This window comes from Microcystis sp. 0824 (assembly GCF_003112475.1).
Classification (GTDB): Bacteria; Cyanobacteriota; Cyanobacteriia; order Cyanobacteriales; family Microcystaceae; genus Microcystis; species Microcystis aeruginosa_C.
This window is the reverse complement of record NZ_BDSM01000046.1, coordinates 241801-260979: the sequence shown is the minus strand read 5'-3', so window position 1 is coordinate 260979 and position 19179 is coordinate 241801. Positions and strand designations below refer to the sequence as shown.

The window sequence follows — 19179 nt, the reverse complement described above, 5'->3', positions numbered from 1 at the left end:
AATCTCCTGTCTCGGAGTCTCCTGTCTCGGAGTCTCCTGACTCCCGAATAGGGCTATTTTTTCAACTGTTTAACCGCTTGATAGATTTCGGGTAAACGCTTGTAAGCGGCTGCTGCCTTGAGGAATAGTTTATGGGGGATAGCGGGAGAGCCAGAAACCACTTCTCCTGCCCCGATATCGTTGTGAATGCCAGCCTGGGCACTTGCGATCGCACTATCACCGATTACTGCTTGATTGGCAATGCCCACCTGTCCTGCTAAAATAACCCGATTGCCCAATTTTACGCCTCCTGCCATGCCCACCTGTCCTGCTAGGGCGCAAGCTTGGCCAATTTGGCAATTATGGGCAATATGGACGAGATTATCGATCTTAGTCTGGCTACCGATGCGGGTTTCTCCCACTGCCGGACGATCCACGGCACTATTACAGCCAATTTCTACCCCATCTTCTAAGACCACGATACCGGATTGTTCCATCTTAAACCAGCCTTCGGGAACCGGCACAAAACCGAAGCCCTCAGCACCGATAACAGCGCCACTGTGGATAACGCAATCATTGCCGATTTGTACCCGTTCATGGATAGTACAGTTAGCATGGAGAATTGTGCGCTCACCAATATGCGCCCCGGGGTAAACAACGGCGTTAGGATGAATGCACACGCCATCACCGAGGGTGACATTGGCTTCCACCACAGCATGGGCCCCGATGGCGACTTTATGGCCGATTTTGGCCGATGGATGCACCACGGCGGTGGCGTGAATGTAGGGTTGGGGCTGAAAGGGTTGATAGAATAATTTGATGGCGTGGGCAAATAAAAGTCGGGGATTGGCACTAGCTAACCAAGCGATGCCGCGTTCGTCGGCCTGTTGTTGTAAATTGGTATCCAGAGGCAGAATTAGGGCAGTAGCCTCAGTTTTGGCGACAAAGGAAGCAAATTTTCCCCCTTCGATATAGCTAATGGTATCGACTAGGGCGGTTTCGATGGGAGTTATGGCTTTAATTTGGGGATTTCTGTCGGGATAGGCAGTTAAACTGTGAGCAGAGACTAAAGGGCTTAATTTTTGGGCAATTTCACTAAATTTCATAAATATATACTGCGATCGAGATAGGGCTTATCCTAGGATAGTTTAAAACTATACTGATAATCTTGTCGTTATTATAGTCAAAAAAGTTGCTAGTTTTTTAGGGAATAATCCCTGTTTTCCATTTCAACAAAGCCGATGTCGATCTAGAGCGGTTTTGGAGATAAGTTGGCTCTCTCCAAAACCGATTAGTTTTAGTTTTTACTGCTTGATCGAGTTAATAAAATTGATCCGAACAGTATTAAGCCGATCCTAGTTGATGCTTCGGTAACTGTTGGAAAATCTAGGTGAAAAATTCCTGAATCTCCCCAATAAACAACCGTATCTACTGGCTTAAAACTGGCTGAATATTTTCCTGGTCAAGGGGGAAGAAACTTTGCTACAAAGGAGAAGTTATCGAAAAATTGAGGTTAAAAAGCCCACGTTTCACGACGGCCTTTGTTGATCTCTTCAGAACCTTGAGCAGTTACGGTAATTAAAGACGCTGCGAATCGCTATTTTTTACACCTTGTCGTTGAGATTACACTGGAAACCCTGGCCAAACAATAGCCAATCCGTGGGGATTGCCAACGAGTGCCACCTTCTCAACAGTTGAGCTGCCAGTCATCACCGCCACCGAGAGCGCAGTGAGGAAGTCAAATTTACAATAGCAGATTTTCAAGTGGGGAATCTGGGTTAAAATAGACCGAGAAAGTTAACAAAAAAATTGTCTCGCTCAAGTGGGCGAAAATTAGCTTATGACCCTTGCGGTGGCGATCGAAAAGTTAAAAAAATCCTACGGTCAGACAGCAGCGGTTAAAGATATATCCTTTACCGTGGCAGCGGCAGAAATCTTCGGTTTACTCGGTCCCAATGGTGCGGGGAAAACCACCACGATTCGCTGTCTTTGCACCCTTGCTAAACCCGATGGCGGCAAAATCGAGGTGGGGGGTGTCGATGCCCTGAATAACCCCAAATCCGCCCGTAAACGCCTGGGTTACGTTGCCCAAGAAGTCGCCCTTGATAAAATGCTCACCGGCCGGGAACTGTTGCAACTACAAGCGGCTCTATATCACATTCCCGCTCAAAAGTCAAGAGATAGAATTAAAGAATTAATAAATCTTTTAGGATTAGAGGAATACGCCGACAAAAAAACGGGGACCTATTCCGGCGGCATCAAAAAACGGCTGGATTTAGCGGCGGGATTATTGCATCAGCCGGAAGTTTTGGTGCTGGATGAACCGACTGTGGGCCTCGATATCGAAAGTCGTTTGATTGTCTGGGATTTTCTGCGACAATTGCGGGCGGCCGGAACCAGTGTATTAATTACCAGCCATTATCTCGAAGAAATCGACGCTTTGGCCGATAACTTGGCAATTATCGACAATGGTATCGTCATCGCTCGCGGTACCCCCTCACAACTGAAGGAGCAACTGGGTGGCGATCGCATTACCCTAAAAGTGCGAGAATTTTCCCCAGAGGAAGAGGCCCTAAAAGCGAAAGAGTTATTATCCCGTCTGCCTTTTGTCGAGGAAGTGATCGTCAATACCGCCCAGGGTAACTCCCTTAATCTTATCGTCACGGCCAATAGCAATCCTTTAAGCAAAATTGAACAAACCCTAGCCGAATCGGGATTACCCGTGTTTAGCATGGCCCAATCCCGTCCTAGTCTCGATGATGTCTATCTAGCGGCCACCGGACGCACCCTGATGGATGCGGAAATTGCCGCCGCCAGCAGTCGCGACCTGAAGGCGGAGAAAAAACAAGCGATGAAGGAATCCTAGTCCGGCGAGAAAGGCTGTAATATTGCCCAATTGCCCGGTTAAATCCTCTATAATTGGAGCGATCGACTATCTATCAATCAATATGAAAGATAAACGGGTATTGCTGACCGGCGGTACGGGAGGACTGGGTTTAGGAGTCACTCCGGCGGTTTTACACCATGGCGGTCATCTAACCATGACCTATCGGGAGGAAAGGGAGGTAGGTCGTCTGAAATCTCGGCTGAGTGCGGCGGAATTTGAGCGTATTCGCTTTGTCAGGGTGGATTTGACCCAAGAAACTGCCGTGGCTAGATTAATTGATGATCTCGGTCGGGTCGATGTTTTAATTCATCTAGTCGGGGGTTTTACCATGGGGGCGACGGAGGAGTTTAGCTATGAAGATTGGCTAAAAATGTTCGATTTAAACCTCCATAGCACTTTTTTACTGTGTAAACACTGTTTACGCTCGATGAAACTCCATAATTATGGTCGTATAGTCACTATCGGTTCTCGTGGCGCCGTACAACCGGGGGCAAATTTGGCCGCCTATTGTGCCTCGAAAGCGGCGGTAGTGGCTTTAACCCAAGCGATCGCAGAAGAGACCAAACAGACTAATATTACCGCTAACGTGGTTTTGCCCAGCATTATCGATACTCCCAGTAACCGGGAAGCGATGGGAGAGGCAAATGCCAAGGACTGGGTAAGTCCCCAATCTCTAGCCGAGGTGATCTGTTTTCTGGCGGGGGAAGGGGCGAAAGACTTGCGCGGGGCGGCAATTCCCGTCTATGGTTCCCTGTGAGTGTTTTTTTGTCTTCAGGCTGATACACTGATGACGGCGCTCGCTCTTGCTAAAAATTGGGGTTAATTTATGCTTATTCCGATTCTTATCAGTCTTGGTATCTTACTTTTATCCTATCTGTTCGGTTCGATTCCCACGGGTTATTTAATCGGTAAATACAGCAAAGGTATCGATATTCGTGACTATGGTTCTGGTTCTACTGGGGCTACCAATGTGCTAAGAACTCTGGGAAAAACTGCTGGGGCAACGGTGTTATTAATTGATATGTTAAAAGGAATGGCGGCGGTGGCCCTGGTACGCGGGCTATATTTTATTGATGTCAATCCTCTCCCAGAAAGTTGGTATTACTGGTTAATTATCGGGGCAGCATTGGGGGCAATCATTGGTCATAGTAAATCGATTTTCTTGAATTTTAGCGGGGGTAAATCCGTCGCCACCAGTTTAGGGGTTTTATTAGTGATGAATCCCCTAGTGGCTTTCGGAACTTTGGCGAGTTTTTTAGTTATTCTCGCACTTTTCCGGATTGTTTCTTTAGGTTCGATTATCGGGGCGCTGGTGGTGAATATTTTAATGGTTATTTTAGGTCAACCTCTCCCCTATATTTTATTTAGTTTGATGGGGGGAATCTATGTGATTGTTCGTCATCAGGGTAATATTAAAAGATTGTTGGCAGGCACAGAACCGAAAATAGGTCAGAAAGTACAGCCATCATCGGAATTAGGTTACAGCGTTTCTTCTACAGATAAAATGTAACCTAATTTGCTATCATCCCCAGACGACTGACTAATGTTCCCTGTTGCCTGTTGCCTGTTCCCTAAAACCAGAGACTTCGTAACTCACCCTTAAGATAACTGATACTAAATCCATTGAGTATAGGCTACATATCAGGAGAGGCAAAAGGCAAAAGGGGCAATAAATAATCGGTCTTTAATAACCGGATTTAGTATCACTCCTAATTATTGTTTTCCTAAGCCGAGTTTTCTGGTTACTTTTTGCCAAAAAGTTGGTTTCGGTGTTTGATAGGGTTTGGGACTAATCGAAGGGACTATCAAAAGCAATAAAACGGTGGTGCATTCCCATACGATAATATCGGTGAGTTGAGTGCCTTTTTTAACTAGCCATCTCTGCCGCTAGTTTAGAAAATTGGTGTAAGTCCCTAAAGATAGTCTCAAGTTTCTCACAACAGAAAGACTACCCGATCGACTATACCCAAAACCGATCAATTTAACGTTTGCGTTTGAGTAATTTAGAAATGCGTCGATCATACCGCAACCAACGCCAAATTTTAATGACTAATTCCTCTACCCATAAAATAATCGCATCTAATCCCTCTAAAATCCGTTCTAAGGGGTGTTTAACGTAACCGACGGGGGTTGATTCGGTTTCTAACCATTCTTCGTTAATTGGTTGAATTATCTCCTTGGCATAGCGGGGATCTAATTGGGTTGGGAGGGAGGATTCTCCAGGAGTAATTTGGGCAGCGGCCGGGGGGATTTTTTGTAAAGATTTATTTTGTTTTTCTTGACTAAAAGCTTTTTTTGTGATAGTAGGCTCGGCTGTGATTTCTAGGGACTGGCGAAGGGAATTAGCGGGGTTAAGGCGGGGTTTTTCGGAGTCTTGGGGAGAAATAGCCAAGATATCGGCGGATTCTAGCCAAGGTGGCTCACTGACGGCGGAAAACGTCAGGGATTGGCCAGAGGAAAAGAAGTGATCGATCGCCGCTTGGATGAGTTTGCCGATCGTGAAGGGATCCGCTTGGGTTTGTTTTTCTAGCCAATCCTGGAGACGTTGCTTGAAGGTGATCAGCAGAGAATTAGGAAGACTTAGGGGATATTTTGCCGATAAAGCGGGGGAATCGGCACTATATTCTAAATTATTCTTCTCTTTTGCCCAGAAATGCTCGATCGCCGCATAAATTAACCAATAAAGTCGCCAGAGATAGGAGGAATTTTTCTCCAGATTCGGGGACTCGTTAACGAGATCGGAAGGGGGTTTAGAGGTGTGGCTCAAACTGCTGGGGATTGCGGGGGAGATAGCGAGAAATTTAGCCTCGAAAATTGCTAATTTTTCGTCAATGACTTCTAAAATCGCTTGGGAATTTAAATTAGGCAGTGGTAAGGAGAGTGGTGTCGGGGTTTTGACGAGATGGGATTCTTGGAATAGATTTATGGCGATCGCTATTTGTCCCTGTTGTTCCCAGCGTAGTAGGTTCCAAAACCAACGGATCGGAGGCAAGACAGGATTTTTATCGGTAAAATTTGGTAATAAAGGCGGATATTGACGATTTAATCGCTTAATTTTCCGTTTTTCGAGGGCGTAGTTAGCCAGTGCCGTCCTAATTTGTTTTTCTATTTGTCTTTGGGTTTGATTATCGGTGATTTTAACAGTCTGGTGATCGTTAGTGACGAAAACTAAAGCTTGATCCTCTAAATCGGCTGCTATGCCAATAAATGCCGTTTCTCGGTCGGATAAGCTCTTTAGAAATTCTGCGATCGCATCGGTTCCATCGTTGCCGGGGGGTGATAATTGTTTCTGGAGACTGTTCCCCAATTGATTAGCTGTCACCCGCAGGGATTGTACCAGCAAATAGACGGGATAGATGGCTATTTGCAGGGCAAGAGCGATCGCATTTTGACCGCGACGGGAAACGCGGCCGAGGTTATCTTTCAGACGGATCAAGCGACGGTTGATCAGGTTGAACAGTCGGCTTTTATAGGGATCGGCAGCCATGGATTTTGGGCGATAACATCTTCATTTAGACTATCCTATTGTGCAAGGGCGGGATAAAAAAAAATTTTTGCCAAAACCCTTGACTCCCAGAAAGATTATTGTTATATTTAAAAAGGTCTGAAATCCACGCCCCCATCGTCTAGTGGCCTAGGACACCTCCCTTTCACGGAGGCGACAGGGATTCGAATTCCCTTGGGGGTATGAAAAAAAGTCAGAAGTGTTAAGCTTCTGACTTTTCGGTTTTTTTCTCCCGTTGATGGCTTTTTGGTAGGGTGACGGTGAAGATTGTTCCTCGATCGATCTGACTTTCGACGCTAATTTGTCCATGATGACTGAGGGTAATCGCTAAAGCGATCGCTAATCCTAATCCTGTTCCCCCGGAAGTGGCAGAATTTTGTCGTGCGGGATCGAGACGATAAAAGCGATCAAAAATATGGGACAAAGCAGCCTCGGGAATACCGATTCCGTTATCTTTGACGCGTACCAGTAACACCGATTGTCGATCGCGTTTACTTTTTTCCAATTCCACTGCCACATTTTTCGGCTCAGATTCGGGCAAAAAAGCGTGTTTTATGGCATTAGAGATTAAATTTGTGAATAAACGGGCTAATTGATCCCAATCTCCCTCCATCGTAAACATTTCATCGCTGTAGGAAAAATCCTCTTGGTCCGGTTCCACAATCGACAAAGAGAGGCAAATTCCCTGCTTATCGGCGATTAAACGCTGTTCTTCCACCACTTCCATCAATAAAGCATCCAAAGGTACAGCTTGCTCGATCGGTTGGACGATGCCACTATCGGAACGGGCTAAAAAAAGCAGATCATTGACTAAATTGCCCAATCTTTCCGTTAAACGCTCGATCACTTGCAAGCGTTGATGGCCAGTTTGGGGATAGGCGATCGCCATTTGCACGTTAGTTTGGATAGTGGCGATCGGATTGCGTAATTCATGGGAAGCATCGGCGGTAAATTGTTTTAAACTCTGATAGGACTCTTTTACCGGTTGAATGGCTAAACCGGACAAAAACCAACCAATCCAGGCGACACTGGCAATCATCAGGCAAATTCCGAGGATTAAATCCAATAATAGCTGTCTAATTGGTTTTGTCACCTCAAACCAAGGATGACTTACCCGCAGATATCCCAAAACATAATGACCGATTTCCACCCTTTCGGTTACTTGTCGCAGCAGACGATCATCGGATAAGCGAATCGTTTCCCCTTGACGGTGGGGATGGAGGGGAATATCTAAGGATTCGGCCAGAGTTGACCAAAGTAGATTACCTTGGGGATCAAACCATTCCAAATCTATATGATCGTCTTCCACGGATTTACCCTGACTGGGAAAACTTGCTAGGGGATCGACACGATAACGTCCTTGATCCGGGGGAATCGATTCGATCACGAGGGAACGATTTACCACCTCAATGATGTGTTTGAGGGTATCATCAATGCGATCCACTAGGGTATGGCGCACATAAAAATACATTCCCGTAGCGAGAAAAAGCAGTAGTATGGCAGTGACAACAGTGTACCATAAGGCTAAACGGCGGCGAGTGGCTTGGAACACCGATAATCTATGGATTGGCTAGAGATTTTTAGGGCAATGTATCCTATTTTACAGCTTATTTGAGCGATTTAATAGTGGGAAATAAATTATTTTTAGCCATAGGGAAAAACTGACGGTTGCCAAGAATAGCTAGACTTGAAGGATCATAGTCCTTAAAAATTGCTGCTAACAAAAGTATTTTTAGATACATTCTCCTCAATAATTGTTTGAATAGAACTACAAAAGCAGCCAAAGTGAATTATATTTAACCCTATGGCAACAAGGCTGACAGGAACGGCTAAAAATATTTTTGAGCTTATTTGAATTAATAACAAGTATAAATGATGAATTTAAATTATTGGTTAATGAAATCTGAACCCGATGTCTATAGTATCGGAGATTTAAAAAAAGATGGTCAAACTATTTGGGAGGGGGTACGAAATTATCAGGCCCGCAATTTTCTCCGTCAGATGAAACGGGGAGATCTGGCCTTTTTTTATCATTCTAATACCACCCCGCCTGGGATTGTCGGCTTGATGCGCGTAGTGGAAACCGATAGGATCGATCCCACACAATTCGATCGTGATAGTCCCTACTATGATCCTAAATCCTCCCCGGACTGCCCGCGCTGGTGGACGGTTAAAGTTGAGTTTGATCGCCTTTTTCCCCAACTGCTGCCCCTGGGAATTTTAAAACAAAATTTTACCGCCGATGAATTATTATTAGTAAGGACAGGAAATCGTCTGTCAGTGATGCCTGTCAATCCAGCGATCGCAACAAAAATTCTCGTTTTAGTCGCTCGTCAAGGAGTATAAACTGTGAACCAGAAAGATGCTATTAATTTACTTTCCCTGATTGGGGGATTATTGGCCACTATTGTCATTTTAGCGGCCTTTAATGCCTATGTGATTATCACCCCCGGACAAGCGGGGGTTTTAAGTGTTTTAGGAAAGGCTAAGGACGGGGTTTTATTGGAGGGATTGCACTTTAAACCTCCCTTTGTTTCTAGTGTCGATATCTACGATGTTACGGTGCAAAAATTTGAAGTTCCCGCCCAAAGTTCCACTAAAGATTTACAGGATTTATCCGCTAGTTTTGCGATTAATTTTCGTCTCGATCCAACTCAAGTAGTGGCAATTAGAAGAACCCAAGGAACTTTACAAAATATTGTTGCTAAAATTATCGCCCCCCAAACCCAAGAATCCTTTAAAATTGCCGCCGCTAAAAGAACAGTAGAGGAGGCAATTACTCGACGCAGTGAGTTAAAAGAAGACTTTGATAATGCCCTATCGACTCGGTTAGAAAAGTATGGTATTCTAGTCTTAGATACCAGTGTGGTAGATTTGAATTTTTCTCCAGAATTTGCCCGGGCAGTCGAAGATAAACAAATCGCAGAACAACGCGCCCAAAGAGCCGTTTATATCACCCAAGAAGCGGAACAACAGGCCCAAGCAGAAGTTAATCGTGCTAAAGGGAAAGCTGAGGCACAAAGACTATTAGCAGAAACTTTAAAAGAACAGGGGGGAGGATTAGTTTTACAGAAAGAAGCGATCGAAGCTTGGCGCGAAGGTGGGGCGCAAATGCCCCGGGTTTTAGTCATGGATGGATCGGGAAAAAATAGCGTACCATTTTTATTTAATTATAGTGATTCTTTTCCAGAAAATACCCCCTAAATTCCTGTCCAAGCTCAGAGGCATTTTCAAAGAAACCTTGCCAAACTCTCAAAATTACCCGGTGATATTATCGACAAATGGCATTTAAAACAATCTCTAGCTCCTTGACTCTTTGAGGATGAAGAAGTTGAACGGTGAATATTTTTGATCATCCGCTGGCGAGTCTATTTAGCGTTTTTGGACCCACTGGCGCGATGATGAAAAACAGCCTAGAGCAGTTGCTCTTGTCGCGGGGTCAATGCTATGATTAGGGATGGTTTTGCGGGTATAGTTCAGTGGTAGAACGTCACCTTCCCAAGGTGAATGTCGCGCGTTCGAGTCGCGTTACCCGCTTCTGACGACAATGGGAATCTTCACTAACATTCCTCAACTGGGCCCACCAGAGCGGCATCGCACTACAATTGGTCAAGCAGCATATCGTACTCTGCAGGGGAACCAACCCAGAACCAAATCACCGTCTCATCCTCTAATTGACCGACAGCACGATAATCCCTATTGATGCGTGCAGAATAGATGGGCAGCTGTGGATGGACTTTCTTGAATCGCAAGCTGGGATAGCTTGGGTCTTCTTTGAATTGCCGATACGCTTTACGGGTCTGCTCTTGAATCGGTTTTGGAAGATATGCAAACATCTCCCGAAAACCAGCAGTGGTAAAAGACTTCACAACGTTTCTGGGTCTAATTCTTGAGTCTTACCCGATCGATGTTCTGCCATTGCTTCAGCTGCTAGTTTAGCCAGCAAGTTTGGTGAGCGAGCAAAGGAGTCATTCCATCGCTTTTCTTCTTCGAGTTCTGCCAAAATTAGGGTTGCGATCGCGTCCTGTTGATCGCTTGACAAGGTTTGTAATTGGGCGATCGCCTGATCGAGTCGTTCAGTCATAGAGTACATTTTGGCTTACTCCTCTATCGATTTTCGGTTCCTGGGGGCAGGGTGTGGGGTGTGGGGTGTAGGGTTTTACCGATTTTGAGGTAGTCAGTTACCTAATTTTCAGGGAAAAAGTCCCTGAATTTTCCCCCCGATCCCTCCAATGGTCGGCACTTTTTGAGGTAAAAAAAGTCTAAAAGCCTTATCCAACAAGGTTTTTAGATTTTTTCAGCAAGCCCTAAGTAGAGTTTGCCTGTGCCAAAATCCATTTGAGATTGATAAATGGTGATCTCCTCATCTTGTTGAAGAGTTTGCTGTGGATTTTCTAAGACAGTTTCTACAAAAGAGATTGGGACTTTCCGTTTTTCCATAGATCTCTTGCAAAAGTAATCAAGATATATCCTTTTGTCGGTAACGAAGTTCGTAATTGTAGATACCAGCAATCAAATTCAATCTCAGACCAAATCGCCGTCTGCGATTTCTGTATCTTGATGAAAGTATCCGAAATATTTTGAGACGACGATGAATATGTTCTATAACTATGCGCCGTTGTGATAACTGACGATTGGCTTTTTTTGGCTCTTTACTTAGTTTTTCTTTTTTCTTTTTTTATGAGAAATTTGACTGTTTTGATGGAGTTTCTGAATTCCTTGATAGCCTTTATCCCCTAATATTTCTATTTCCTTATTTAACCTTATTTTGCTCTCTTTCCACAGTCGAAAATCATGGACTCTTCCTTTCTCACAACGGACACAGATTACCTGATCGCTTTTTTGGTCGCAACGCGCTCGCTGCGCGAGATCGGCAACGACTTGCGACTTTAATGTGTGGTATCCCTGCTTGCCACTATAGCATGATTTCTGTTTTTTTTTGGGTCTTTCTATCTCCTGTTCTGACACATCCACCACTATTACTTCTATTTCACTATTACTTTCTAATAGGGCTTTTTTCGGTAGATTAAACAGACCTGATTTGATGAGAATATTCTCTACTTTTCTAACAATTATATACGCCTTTGATTCGTTAACACCCCAACTATTTCCCAGATGAAAATAGGTGCGATATTCTCGCCAATATTCTAATGTTATTAGTAGTTGATCTTCCGTACTCAATTTGCTAGGTCTACCTGTCTTTTTTTGCCAAACTTTTTCTGCCTTTAGGACTGTTACCATATCCTTAAATTTATCTGGATACACGCCACACAAGCGTTTGAACTCTGTTGGCTTTAAAGTTTTTACTTGTTCGTAAGTCATCTTTCAATCTTAACTCTTGGACTATTTTATCCTATTTTGTCTAGACTTATGCAAGAGATCTCTTAGACTACAACAGTGCCTAAAAAAGAAAGTGTGAAGATTAAGAATTTACGAAGAAGTTAGAACCTTACGAATGATTGGGGAAGACAGACGAGCGGCTTCAACTGACGGGTGCGAGAATTCGTCTCTGTAAAGAATCTGGCCGTTCCTAGTATTGTATGTACATTGCTCTTCGGGGCAAAAAACATCAAATATGTCTACTATGTGTAGTTTTCCTTCTGCCTCTAGCGAGACAAGGACTTTATTCAAATTGTCACGGCGTAGAAGCGACTCACGTCTACTGGGCAATTGGCAGGGACCGCCAAAGAGATGGAACCACTGCTTTGCTGCGATTACAGGCTGACAATGTGCTTCACGTGCGAAAGGGAGACCGTGTAGAATTGCTAATTGGATACCTCTTGCTGAGAGTTGGCCTGAGAGTGCTTCCAATCCACTCTCCAATTGCTTTAGCATCTCATTTGTTTCGGATGTCCTATATTTTGGTGAAAATTCTGCCATATCATTGATAAGAAATACCCAGTCACCAGGTCTTAGTCGGTTGAGCAGAGAAGGAACAACGCTTTCCCAGTAGTAGTAGTTGGCTTTGTCCCAAGTGGTATTATTGGGTATTTCCTTTACAGGAGATGCCCCCCAAGAGGATGTAATCGTAACGGAATATCCATCTAATACCACAAGGTCATCAAACGCTTGTGTGAATGCCGTCGAAAAGGAGTTCCCAAGAACCACAACTCTTTTCTTTGCGTTAGAGAAGCTACCCAGTGTGCAGTCCTCAACAAGAATTTTCTTGCCAACCTGTGAATTGTTAGATAGGAGGCATTTGTCACCTCTCCACAGCGAATTGACTTGTTTTAGCGAGTACATATTCGTCAGTGAGTGAACCCCTACTGCAACCAATGAAGGACTCTGACCTGTATACAGATTGGGTATCTTGGTAAGAGAAAATAGCAGAACTGCACTAATGGCAGAAGCACCCAATCCATATCCGATGGACTTCCAACGAGCAACAGACCAATCTGAACGGCGCAGAGGAGTCTCTACATACCGATAGGAAGCGATGGATAGCAGCAACATGAGGGCAAGCTGTAATAGCATTGACCACCAGTGAATGCCAATTGTCCAACGACTGAGGGACAGAACACCCCAATGCCAGAGATATAGAGAATAAGAAATCAGACCAATATAAACTACTCGCGGATGAGTGAATAGGTTGTAGACAGCAGTTCCTGAGCGAAGACAGGTAATCAAAACTGCCGTGAGCACCACAATGGCAAAGGTTGCTTGCACAGCGAACTGAAGGGGGACAAACAAAACTGCAACAACAGCGCCAGTGACTATTAACGGTGGAACTTTATCAAGGGTACGAAAAAACCTGTTGAAATGCTTCAGAGAAAGAAACAACAAGCACCCAGCACCCATTTCCCATAGACGGGTTGGCATCAAAAAGTAAGCAGCAGGTTGGTTGGTCTTGTAGCTGTAGATAAAAGCAATCAAGGAAGTAACCGACAGTACCCCCATCACCCAGAACAGATTTCTTGACCCTTGGGTAGCCAGACGACCAAACCCAGTGAACCAAACTAGAAATGGGAATAGAAAGTAGAACTGTTCTTCAACTCCTAGTGACCAGGTGTGAGTAAAAACATTTAGTTCTGTGGAGGCGGCAAAGTAATCTGTGGACTGACGCAGAAGATAGAGATTAGAAAGACCAAATAGAGAGGCAATACCAGTCTTCAGAGAAGCATCCGGAGTAGGATTAAAAAGACATATCAGAATACTGGTAACGAGCACGAACAACACCAGCACTGGAACCAAGCGTTTGATGCGTCTGGTATAGAACCCCGCCAGAAAGTCACGAAAGTTTTTGCTAGGACGACTCGCTAACGAAGAAGTGATGACAAATCCAGAGATAACGAAAAAGATGTCTACGCCTAAATACCCGCTTGGCAGGATCTCTTTGTTGAAGTGGTTAATGATGACCGCAGTCACCGCAAAAGCTCTAATACCATCGATTTCTGGTCTATAGGAAGACTGCTTTGCCTGAGGGATGGGTTTCATTGAATCTTCCATACATTTACATGTTCGTCCAAAATACATACATCGACTGCTACACCAGACTGGTATTCAAAGCTGGGGTTTACGCAAAATAAAGATTTTTGAGACATAAGGGACTTGCGTATTAATAAGTTACCATCTAGACTAGAGAAGCAACTTGTTACTCCCACTCTCAACTATGGTAACTGAACTGACTGAAAAAATCAAATCAAGCTTGAAAGATGCGGCAAAAAAGCTGACAGGTTTTAAGAAAAGGGCTTTTATGGCGCAAGTAACTATAGACTATTTTAGCTCTTCGCCGCGCCGGGCCGAAACAGAATTGGGATGGTCTAGGCAGGCAATAGCAACGGGATTGAAAGAGCTAGAAACTGGAATTATTTGCGTTGATAATTATCGTGCTAGGGGGAGAAAAAAAACGGAGGAACTGCTACCAAACTTAGAGGCAGACATCAAAAGTTTAGTGGAGATGTACTCGCAAGCAGACCCTAAATTCCAATCAACTTTTGCCTTTACTAAAATCGGCTCTTCGTTACCCTTTATGCTAAATCAACAGACAAGATGCCAAGATAACATACTTCTAACCCAAAAATTCCGAAAGTTTCTAAAGCCATAGGCTCTCCGTTTTATTAGTTTAAGTTTATTGTTGATTCCCTCGACCACCCCATTCGTTGTCCTTTGCTCGAAATAACTAATTATTTCTCCAAACCAGTTTCGGATTGTTTGACAACTCTTGGTAAAAACACTGGAGGATTTTGCCAACCATTCTGAGATAGATAGCATTCCCTCTGTCGGATTCTCTGAGGTTTCATAAATCTTTCTAAATTCTTCCTTTAATTCCTGCATCTTTTTCAAATTTGGGAAATTTTCTTTGATAGCTTCTAGTTTGATTTTTTGGGTTTCCGTTAAATCTTTTTGGCTCTTCGGTTTGTGTTATGCAATGGACGGGGGTTATAAGGGATATAACCCTTATATAGAAAGGGATTTAGCGATTTTTGTCAATTGTTTTTGATCTAAAGCGAACTCATCAATTAAGTTTCTTGCCAGATAAGGATTTAATCGATTTATGCCCCCCTATCGAACCATACCAAGTAACGAAGAACCATCTTTTTCATTTTTTAACAAGCTATATTTACTTCGCTTTAAAACTTCTAGCCTCGCTTCTTTTTCCGCTTTCTGTTTTTTATTTTTCTGCGCTTCTACCGCTCTTTTTTCTGCTTTTCTCTGTTCGTCTAACTCTTGATTAATTTGTTTCATTACATGGAATCTATCGGCGACTACCTCGGCCGATGGCATCAATTCTTTCACCAAATTTTTATAGGACAACCAAAGGTCTATGCTGACTTCTTCAATTTGCTCTAACACCTCTTTGGTCTTTGGCTATTATATCAAATCTTAACTCAATTGTCTATCTTTTGGCATTAACTTGTTTGTGCCGTAAGTCTCTCCCTGTATGAATCTAAGCTATTTTTGAGACTAAGTACTCTCATCGAATTTTATTTTAAGTTAATTATTTGCATAACAGTTACCGAAGAGCCATTAAATTGTATATTTACAGATATTATGCCATTTAATCCTTATACCAAATTTCTAAATCCATGACAGACATCCACGCTCGAATGCTTGCCAAACCTTCATTCGTTGTGACGCGAATAAAGAAAAATGGTATTATTCTTGTCGTTTTTAAACCCTCAAAAAATTATGCAAGAGGTTTAATTAATTACACATATTTAACCACCTTTTGCACCACTACTTATTACTTAATTACTGTTTATTCTGTAATTTTATCACTAATTCTTGGAAAGGTTGCCAATCATCGTTATAAGTAATTGCTTCCCAAACCGATTCGATTAGCGGTCTAAGTAAAGCAGTTTTAGGATTATAATGCTTTAAGGTATCGCCAATTTGAGACAAGGAATCTGAGGGTAATTGATTTAAGACCAAACTATATAACTCTCGCCAACGTTGCCAATCAGCTTTCGGTAAATCCATATTTTCAAGAATTAGAGAACTATTTTCTCGCCAACCGTAATTAAATTGTTCACTTAATTGATAGAAAAAGTCGTGATAACCCAGTCCAGTTTCTTGGAGAACTTCCACAGTTTTGCTGACCAGTAAAGCGGATTCGGGAGTAAAAATATCCTCAAAACCTAACTTTTTGAGCATCATTTTTTGATAATAAAAATTGTAATGCTGGTCATAGTTAGCCAAAGCCATATCTAACTCTAACAAGGAGACGACCATGGCCAGGGGAGATTGCAGTAACTCTAGATTTAAACGACAGATAAAAGGCTGATTGCCATAACTATAACGGCCACCGTAGTCGAAATAAGCCGCCGTAAATTGGGGGTTATAGGAAGGAATAAAAGCGTAGGGACCATAATCGAAACTTTCCCCAGTAATTGACATATTATCGGTATTGAGAACCCCATGACAAAAACCTGCGGCCATCCATTGGGCTGCTAATTTAGCGGTTCTTTCAATCAAAGCGGCGTAAAATTTTAAATAGCGATCGCTATCTTGAGTATCGATTTCAGGATAATAATAAATAATCACATGATCGAGGAGTCTTTTAATTAAATCGCCACGTTTAATATGAAATAAACGCTCAAAAGTCCCGAAACGAATATGAGAATTACTAACTCGAATCATCACCGAAGATCGCGTCGGGGAAGGTTCATCACCGCGCCAGAGGGATTCCCCTGTTTCCACCAAACTGAGACAGCGAGAGGTATTCACCCCTAAACTGCGTAAAGCTTCCCCAGCTAAGACTTCTCTAACTCCACCCTTGAGAGTTAACCTACCGTCCGCATGACGGGAATAGGGAGTCCGTCCCGATCCTTTCGTACCAAAATCGTATAATTTGCCATCAATACCCCTAACTTGACCGTAGAGAAAACCGCGACCATCTCCCAAGAAAGGATTATACTCGCCAAATTGATAACCGTGGTAACGCAGGGCCAAAAAAGGGGTCAGGGATTGAAATTTACCAAAAGCCTCGATAAAATGCTCATCTAAGGTTAATTCTGGCTGGATTCCCACCAAAGGTAATAAAGCATCATTGCGAAAACGAAGGATATGACTGGGAAAATCCGCAGCCGCAACTTGATCATAGTATTGGTCCCCCAAGTCCTGCATGGCGCTTTCGTAAGGGAGACTGAGAAAGGGATTGGTGAGATGGTCTGTCATAGTGGTGGTGTCGATCGAGCTTTGAGGCGATAAAGTGATAAAGATAGCCAAAAAATTTTCCTACTGAGACTATCAAACAGCGATGCCCGATTCTATTATGTATCAAGGGGACTATTTTCTTGTCCTTGAGGCCGATCAACCTGAACAATTCCAGACTCCCGACCAGTTACAGGATAAGTTAAAAGATTTAATCACCGCAAAACCGGAGATTTGTCCCCGACAATTGGCAAAATTCTCTAGTTTTGAGGAAAAAGCTCTCTATTTGCGCGATAATTACTGCGAGTTAGACCTGGGTGAGGAGGGTTATTTACAATGGTATGTGGTCCGTTTGGAAAAATAAGGGAACCCATTATTAAGTAGTTAGGTGTTAAAAACTGTCAGACACCCCCCTTATCAAGGGGGGATTAAGGGGGGATCCACCTTCAATGTAATTATAACCAGCTACTTAGTTATTAAGGCAGAGGCAATCAGACTAATTATCTTTTTAACTTTTTACTTTCTAACTTGATCATTATGGGAGAAATAGAAGATTTACTGGCACAAATGAAGGCAGAATACCAGAAACGGGATCAGGAAAAACCGATGCCGTCCCCTTCTTCTCGCCAAGAAAAAGATCATTCCCCAGCCGAATTTAAGGTTAATTATGGCGGCGATTCTTCTACCGATGCGCTTTTAAAAGCTTTAGCCTTAGAAAACCAAGAAAGGCAACAACAGGAGGCAGCGGAAAAAGAAAAAGCGGCGGCATTAAAACAGCAGCGCAAGCGAGAAGCTTTAGCTAGAAAGGCGAAGCAATGGTTAGATAAATTGGATGCCAAATCGGAGGAAGGACGCTGGTTTGAGGAGTTTTCCTATGGCTACGATTCTCCGTTAGAAGCGGCGATTACCTATCTAGAAGCTTTGGGAGAAGTGGATATTTCTAAATGATCAGGTCTAATTTAAAGTGGTGGGTAAATTGGCTGCATCAAAAACTCGATTATGCCACCAAATATTATCACCAGCTATAATATTTGTGCCGTAACGGGGAACGATACCATAAACAGTGCCGGGGTCATAATCCAAAGCTTTACTGATTAGATTGTAGAGACGTTGTAGATCAAAACCCCGGGGGTCACAATGGGGATATTTTCCTTGATTAATCAGAAAACTATCCACGGCAAAATGGCTGACAATTTGCGGTAATTGTCCCGTTTGTAAGGCTGCGAGGAGATAATATTTCGCCGTTTGTTGGTATTGAAAATCGCTGTAACCGGGGAGGGGTTGCAAGCGTCCTTTGGTCAAACAGTGGGACCCCGGCGCTTGTACCAGTTCAATGTTAACACTGGAGATGACCCGACGATTTCTTTCGGCAAAAACCGGCTGCAAGCGATCGCAATTAGGGTGAGATAGCTGCTGACAAATCGCTTCTGTTGCCCATAATGCGGTGCTTTTTGCCCCATCAAAGTAATTTGTGGGATATTTCTTGACTAAACGCCGAAAGACGGCTTCTGAAGGCGTATTTAACCATATTCTCGCCCTTTTTTCTAACTCAGGGGCCGATCGCGTACTCAAAGGAACACCCTCTAAAGCAAGTGCAAAACCCTTGACGCGGATAGTTTCTGGGGTAATTTGCCACAGTTGACGTACTAATTGATCCCTGGTGTCTGCGGGCAGCATTTCGGCTGCTTGTTCGTAAAAAGTGGCCGTGGGACGGTGACGTTCAAAAAAAGGCCGGGCGATCGAGTCTAAAATGTCTCTATCCCTAGAACTCGGTTTGCGGGGGATGTAAACATTGGGACCCAATTTCATCGGACCGCGAGCATATTTTTTCTGCTCTTCGATGTTACCCGCAGTCATACTCCAAGCTGTATCGTGGAGAATAAACAAGGGAACGCGATCGAAGGTTAAGGGGGTTTCTGGCGGGTAAATTTGCAAAAATTCGGCGATTTTCTGCTTTTCTAACTCATTTAGGCTCTTACCGGCTAAATTCTCCCCCACAGTGGAGGGATTAAAAATATTTATGGTGGCAGTGGAGAGACTAGAGGTATTCAGTTTTAAAATCAGTAGGGACAAGACTAAACTAATCACCAGAGAAGTCACTCCCCATCGCCATTGTTCCGGGGGAAAGATAGAATATCTAGGGAGAGAAAATTGTCTTGATTTTTGCCGTCTTTGTCGATTCATCGAACCCTTTTAACTCGCTTTCCACCCATTG

General features: G+C 43.4%; 18 protein-coding genes, 2 tRNA genes and 2 pseudogenes. 10 read left to right on the top strand and 12 right to left on the bottom strand.

The window, feature by feature from the left end; all coding sequences use genetic code 11:
• Positions 1-53 precede the first annotated feature (53 nt).
• Positions 54-1085, bottom strand: coding sequence for a UDP-3-O-(3-hydroxymyristoyl)glucosamine N-acyltransferase (gene lpxD / locus N0824_RS15195; RefSeq protein WP_108937339.1), 1032 nt, complete (start codon positions 1083-1085; stop codon positions 54-56).
• 734 nt (positions 1086-1819) lie between these two features.
• On the opposite strand from lpxD, the gene N0824_RS15185 reads away from it, so the two are divergent.
• From N0824_RS15185 to plsY, 3 genes are all read left to right on the top strand, one after another.
• On the top strand, positions 1820-2845 hold the full coding sequence (locus tag N0824_RS15185; protein ID WP_002789414.1) for an ABC transporter ATP-binding protein: 1026 nt from the start codon (positions 1820-1822) through the stop codon (positions 2843-2845).
• Between the two features lie 82 nt (positions 2846-2927).
• Positions 2928-3623 (top strand): 3-oxoacyl-ACP reductase FabG, encoded by a 696-nt coding sequence (gene fabG, locus N0824_RS15180; RefSeq protein WP_108937383.1) that lies wholly within the window; start codon positions 2928-2930, stop codon positions 3621-3623.
• A 69-nt stretch (positions 3624-3692) separates the two neighbouring features.
• Positions 3693-4376: a glycerol-3-phosphate 1-O-acyltransferase PlsY gene (plsY, locus tag N0824_RS15175; RefSeq protein WP_108937338.1), complete on the top strand. Its 684-nt coding sequence runs from the start codon at positions 3693-3695 to the stop codon at positions 4374-4376.
• Positions 4377-4847: 471 nt separating this feature from the next.
• On the opposite strand, the gene N0824_RS15170 is transcribed toward plsY, so the two are convergent.
• Positions 4848-6353: a hypothetical protein gene (locus N0824_RS15170; protein ID WP_108937337.1), complete on the bottom strand. Its 1506-nt coding sequence runs from the start codon at positions 6351-6353 to the stop codon at positions 4848-4850.
• A 128-nt stretch (positions 6354-6481) separates the two neighbouring features.
• On the opposite strand from N0824_RS15170, the gene N0824_RS15165 reads away from it, so the two are divergent.
• A tRNA-Glu gene (locus N0824_RS15165) sits at positions 6482-6554 on the top strand.
• A 19-nt stretch (positions 6555-6573) separates the two neighbouring features.
• Here N0824_RS15165 and N0824_RS15160 read toward each other — a convergent pair.
• The gene (locus tag N0824_RS15160; RefSeq protein WP_108937336.1) at positions 6574-7923 is read right to left on the bottom strand and encodes a cell wall metabolism sensor histidine kinase WalK; all 1350 of its coding nucleotides are present in this window, start codon (positions 7921-7923) and stop codon (positions 6574-6576) included.
• A 320-nt stretch (positions 7924-8243) separates the two neighbouring features.
• On the opposite strand from N0824_RS15160, the gene N0824_RS15155 reads away from it, so the two are divergent.
• The 3 genes from N0824_RS15155 to N0824_RS15145 all read left to right on the top strand — a co-directional run bounded on the left by N0824_RS15155 (position 8244) and on the right by N0824_RS15145 (position 9908).
• Positions 8244-8717, top strand: coding sequence for an EVE domain-containing protein (locus tag N0824_RS15155; RefSeq protein ID WP_108937335.1), 474 nt, complete (start codon positions 8244-8246; stop codon positions 8715-8717).
• Positions 8718-8720: 3 nt separating this feature from the next.
• Positions 8721-9575: a prohibitin family protein gene (locus N0824_RS15150; RefSeq protein ID WP_108937334.1), complete on the top strand. Its 855-nt coding sequence runs from the start codon at positions 8721-8723 to the stop codon at positions 9573-9575.
• 261 nt (positions 9576-9836) lie between these two features.
• Positions 9837-9908, top strand: a tRNA-Gly gene (locus N0824_RS15145).
• A 62-nt stretch (positions 9909-9970) separates the two neighbouring features.
• On the opposite strand, the gene N0824_RS15140 is transcribed toward N0824_RS15145, so the two are convergent.
• From N0824_RS15140 to N0824_RS15125, 5 genes are all read right to left on the bottom strand, one after another.
• Positions 9971-10240 carry a type II toxin-antitoxin system RelE/ParE family toxin gene (locus tag N0824_RS15140; protein ID WP_108937333.1) on the bottom strand — a complete coding sequence of 90 codons (270 nt, stop codon included), beginning with the start codon at positions 10238-10240 and terminating at the stop codon, positions 9971-9973.
• Complete coding sequence (locus tag N0824_RS15135) at positions 10237-10455, bottom strand: hypothetical protein (RefSeq protein WP_108937332.1); 219 nt, start codon at positions 10453-10455, stop codon at positions 10237-10239. Before N0824_RS15135 ends, N0824_RS15140 begins: the two co-directional genes overlap by 4 nt.
• A gap of 203 nt (positions 10456-10658) precedes the next feature.
• Positions 10659-10811, bottom strand: a complete 153-nt coding sequence (locus N0824_RS20765; RefSeq protein ID WP_158269560.1) for a hypothetical protein — start codon at positions 10809-10811, stop codon at positions 10659-10661.
• Positions 10812-10830: 19 nt separating this feature from the next.
• A protein-coding gene (locus N0824_RS15130; protein ID WP_233256455.1) for an IS5 family transposase occupies positions 10831-11693 on the bottom strand; the annotation gives its coding sequence in 2 pieces (ribosomal slippage) (positions 10831-11045 and positions 11045-11693; 864 coding nt in all).
• A gap of 108 nt (positions 11694-11801) precedes the next feature.
• A complete protein-coding gene (locus N0824_RS15125; RefSeq protein ID WP_108937382.1) occupies positions 11802-13805 on the bottom strand; it encodes an acyltransferase family protein in 2004 nt (667 codons plus the stop codon).
• A 175-nt stretch (positions 13806-13980) separates the two neighbouring features.
• Between N0824_RS15125 and N0824_RS15120 the strand changes: the two genes are divergently transcribed.
• Entirely contained in the window at positions 13981-14415 is a 435-nt protein-coding gene (locus tag N0824_RS15120) for a hypothetical protein (RefSeq protein WP_199224924.1), read from the top strand.
• Here the strand turns inward: N0824_RS15120 and N0824_RS15115 are convergent.
• The 3 genes and pseudogenes from N0824_RS15115 to N0824_RS15105 all read right to left on the bottom strand — a co-directional run.
• Positions 14349-14723: pseudogene (locus N0824_RS15115) on the bottom strand (transposase); the annotation flags it as partial. The gene N0824_RS15120 and the pseudogene N0824_RS15115 sit on opposite strands and share 67 nt — an antisense overlap.
• Before the next feature lie 186 nt (positions 14724-14909).
• Positions 14910-15170 (bottom strand): annotated as a pseudogene (locus tag N0824_RS15110) (transposase); the annotation flags it as partial.
• Positions 15171-15563: 393 nt separating this feature from the next.
• Positions 15564-16988, bottom strand: coding sequence for a YdiU family protein (locus N0824_RS15105; RefSeq protein ID WP_108937381.1), 1425 nt, complete (start codon positions 16986-16988; stop codon positions 15564-15566).
• 82 nt (positions 16989-17070) lie between these two features.
• On the opposite strand from N0824_RS15105, the gene N0824_RS15100 reads away from it, so the two are divergent.
• A complete protein-coding gene (locus N0824_RS15100; protein WP_108937331.1) occupies positions 17071-17328 on the top strand; it encodes a chlororespiratory reduction protein 7 in 258 nt (85 codons plus the stop codon).
• Between the two features lie 173 nt (positions 17329-17501).
• Entirely contained in the window at positions 17502-17912 is a 411-nt protein-coding gene (locus N0824_RS15095) for a salt stress protein, Slr1339 family (RefSeq protein WP_108937330.1), read from the top strand.
• A gap of 6 nt (positions 17913-17918) precedes the next feature.
• Here N0824_RS15095 and N0824_RS15090 read toward each other — a convergent pair whose 3' ends face one another.
• Positions 17919-19148 carry a hypothetical protein gene (locus tag N0824_RS15090; RefSeq protein WP_108937329.1) on the bottom strand — a complete coding sequence of 410 codons (1230 nt, stop codon included), beginning with the start codon at positions 19146-19148 and terminating at the stop codon, positions 17919-17921.
• Positions 19149-19179 lie beyond the last annotated feature (31 nt).

Bases quoted from the DNA above. Each gene is read 5' to 3' on its own strand.
- lpxD (WP_108937339.1), bottom strand. From the start codon at position 1,085: ATGAAATTTAGTGAAATTGCCCAAAAATTAAGCCCTTTAGTCTCTGCT.
- N0824_RS15185 (WP_002789414.1), top strand. From the start codon at position 1,820: ATGACCCTTGCGGTGGCGATCGAAAAGTTAAAAAAATCCTACGGTCAG.
- fabG (WP_108937383.1), top strand. From the start codon at position 2,928: ATGAAAGATAAACGGGTATTGCTGACCGGCGGTACGGGAGGACTGGGT.
- plsY (WP_108937338.1), top strand. From the start codon at position 3,693: ATGCTTATTCCGATTCTTATCAGTCTTGGTATCTTACTTTTATCCTAT.
- N0824_RS15170 (WP_108937337.1), bottom strand. From the start codon at position 6,353: ATGGCTGCCGATCCCTATAAAAGCCGACTGTTCAACCTGATCAACCGT.
- N0824_RS15155 (WP_108937335.1), top strand. From the start codon at position 8,244: ATGATGAATTTAAATTATTGGTTAATGAAATCTGAACCCGATGTCTAT.
- N0824_RS15135 (WP_108937332.1), bottom strand. From the start codon at position 10,455: ATGACTGAACGACTCGATCAGGCGATCGCCCAATTACAAACCTTGTCA.
- N0824_RS20765 (WP_158269560.1), bottom strand. From the start codon at position 10,811: ATGGAAAAACGGAAAGTCCCAATCTCTTTTGTAGAAACTGTCTTAGAA.
- N0824_RS15125 (WP_108937382.1), bottom strand. From the start codon at position 13,805: ATGAAACCCATCCCTCAGGCAAAGCAGTCTTCCTATAGACCAGAAATC.
- N0824_RS15120 (WP_199224924.1), top strand. From the start codon at position 13,981: ATGGTAACTGAACTGACTGAAAAAATCAAATCAAGCTTGAAAGATGCG.
- N0824_RS15105 (WP_108937381.1), bottom strand. From the start codon at position 16,988: ATGACAGACCATCTCACCAATCCCTTTCTCAGTCTCCCTTACGAAAGC.
- N0824_RS15100 (WP_108937331.1), top strand. From the start codon at position 17,071: ATGCCCGATTCTATTATGTATCAAGGGGACTATTTTCTTGTCCTTGAG.
- N0824_RS15095 (WP_108937330.1), top strand. From the start codon at position 17,502: ATGGGAGAAATAGAAGATTTACTGGCACAAATGAAGGCAGAATACCAG.
- N0824_RS15090 (WP_108937329.1), bottom strand. From the start codon at position 19,148: ATGAATCGACAAAGACGGCAAAAATCAAGACAATTTTCTCTCCCTAGA.